The sequence below is a fragment of the Pseudovibrio sp. POLY-S9 genome (assembly GCF_001431305.1).
Lineage (GTDB): Bacteria > Pseudomonadota > Alphaproteobacteria > Rhizobiales > Stappiaceae > Pseudovibrio.
Genome location: NZ_LCWX01000148.1, coordinates 8,495 through 10,806 on the forward strand (window position 1 = coordinate 8,495; position 2,312 = coordinate 10,806).

2 protein-coding genes and 2 tRNA genes are annotated in these 2,312 nt (G+C 50.7%); 3 read left to right on the forward strand and 1 reads right to left on the reverse strand.

Annotation, left to right across the window (positions count from 1 at the left end):
- On the reverse strand, positions 1-707 hold a 707-nt coding region (locus PPL9_RS13965; protein WP_057463283.1), incomplete at its 3' end, for an RNA methyltransferase.
- A 422-nt stretch (positions 708-1,129) separates the two neighbouring features.
- Between PPL9_RS13965 and PPL9_RS13970 the strand changes: the two genes are divergently transcribed.
- The 3 genes from PPL9_RS13970 to tuf all read left to right on the forward strand — a co-directional run.
- Positions 1,130-1,214 (forward strand) — tRNA-Tyr (locus tag PPL9_RS13970).
- 19 nt (positions 1,215-1,233) lie between these two features.
- Positions 1,234-1,307, forward strand: a tRNA-Gly gene (locus PPL9_RS13975).
- 106 nt (positions 1,308-1,413) lie between these two features.
- A partial coding sequence (gene tuf, locus PPL9_RS13980) for an elongation factor Tu (RefSeq protein ID WP_057463284.1) occupies positions 1,414-2,312 on the forward strand: 899 nt, incomplete at its 3' end.

Consider the following 2,312-nt stretch of genomic DNA (forward strand, 5'->3'; position numbering starts at 1 on the left):
TCCGTGAATGTTGTATTTTCGACGGAGTTCGGGCCTTCGCTGTCCAGTGCGATTGCCTGATAGCCTTTATCTCTCATTTCATCGACAAAACGAGACATGTTCGGGACGCGGACGTGTTTGATCATATCCAGTGCGCCACTTGCTGTTTTGGCAAGGACCGGACCTTCTTCAGGTGCGTGGCGGCGGGTGGTGACAACCGCGTCAGCACTCAAAGCGACAGCGGAGCGGAGAATTGCGCCGACATTGTGCGGATCGGTGACCTGATCGAGTGCCAGAACGAGCTGACCGTCCTGGAGTTCTTCCGGTCCATATTCAGGAAGGGCATCCACCAGCAGTGCAGCGCCCTGATGGACGGCATCTTTGCCAACCAGCTTGTCGATGTCGCGGGGGCTGGCTTCTTCAACCGGAACGTCAATCTTCAGATTGCGCTCTTCCAGCCGCCGTAATGCATTTTGCGTTATGAGGAGCTTGTGGCGAGTGCGTCCTGGATTTCTAAAGGCGGCTTCAATGGTGTGAAGTCCATATATATAGAAAGGGCCGTCTTCAGCAGCTGATTTCTTCAGCCAGGGCTTGCCCTTTGAAAATCCACCAGACGGTTTTCCTTCGGGCCGGCTTTTTTTATGGGGGCGATCATTGCCTCGCTCTGGACTTTGCTCAGGGCTCCAGCGGTTGCCGCCTGCGCTCTTTTGTTTTTTAAAGTTGCTCATAGCCTCTCGATACTCCGGTGATGTTTTCGCTTCAAGGGAATAAAGAGGGGAGACTAAACATTCCTTTTTTGCTGCTTATATAAAAAGAGCAGGTCCAGTGAATTTGAGAGGGTGTTCATGTGTGTAATCTTTTCACTTTGCCAAAAAAAGAATTTGCACCAAAATTGCCGGGTTTGGTGAGAAGAGCTGTGATTTAGCAAGGTCATACGTAGATTCCGTCGGATAGTTCTCCGACAAAAAAGGGGGAAAACTAACTGCCTTGTTGATTTTGCACAGGCACATGCAAAAGAGGCGTTGACAGATGGCGTTCTCAGCGGCATAAACCGCGCCACAGGACGCGGCGCAACTGCTTAGCGGTTAAGCGGCGTGTTTGGCAAAACGAGTTTCAAAAAGTTCTTTTTTAGAGAATTTTGGTCGATCTCGGAGGAGTGCCCGAGTGGCTAAAGGGGGCGGACTGTAAATCCGCTGGCTATGCCTACGTTGGTTCGAATCCAACCTCCTCCACCATCGACTTGAAATTGGTAATGCGGGTGTAGCTCAATGGTAGAGCAGCAGCCTTCCAAGCTGAATACGAGGGTTCGATTCCCTTCACCCGCTCCAATCTCTTCTCGCTCTTTGCTGAAGGTATCCTAACAGAATCCTTGGGGTCTTTTATTGGCTTCAAGCCTTGATCGACGGAACTACGATTAAATAGAGAGCTACGCCCATGGCGAAGGAAAAATTTGAACGTAATAAGCCGCACGTCAACATCGGCACAATCGGCCACGTTGATCACGGCAAAACTACGCTGACTGCTGCGATTACTAAATCTTTTGGTGATTTTAAAGCATACGACGAAATTGATGGTGCTCCTGAAGAGCGCGCACGTGGTATCACTATCTCCACAGCGCACGTTGAGTATGAGACCGAAGCTCGTCACTACGCACACGTTGACTGCCCAGGCCACGCTGATTATGTGAAAAACATGATCACTGGTGCTGCGCAGATGGACGGCGCGATCCTTGTTGTTAACGCTGCAGACGGCCCAATGCCTCAGACCCGTGAGCACATCCTGCTTGCTCGTCAGGTTGGTGTGCCTGCTCTGGTTGTCTTCATGAACAAAGTTGACCAGGTTGACGACGAAGAACTGCTTGAACTCGTAGAAATGGAAGTTCGTGAACTTCTTTCTTCCTACGAATTCCCAGGCGATGATATTCCAATCATTGCTGGTTCTGCACTTGCTGCTCTTGAAGACCGCGATGACGCGATCGGCAAAGACAAAATTGTAGAGCTGATGGCTGCAGTTGACGACTATATCCCAACTCCTGACCGTCCACGCGATCTGCCATTCCTGATGCCGATCGAAGACGTGTTCTCTATCTCTGGCCGTGGTACTGTTGTAACCGGTCGTGTAGAGCGTGGCATCGTTCACGTTGGTGACGAAGTTGAGATCGTTGGCGTTAAAGATACATCTAAGACCACTGTTACTGGTGTTGAAATGTTCCGCAAGCTGCTCGATCAGGGCGAGGCTGGCGACAACATCGGTGCATTGATCCGTGGTGTTGGTCGTGAAGATGTTGAGCGTGGCCAGGTTCTTTGTAAACCAGGTTCCGTTACTCCTCACAC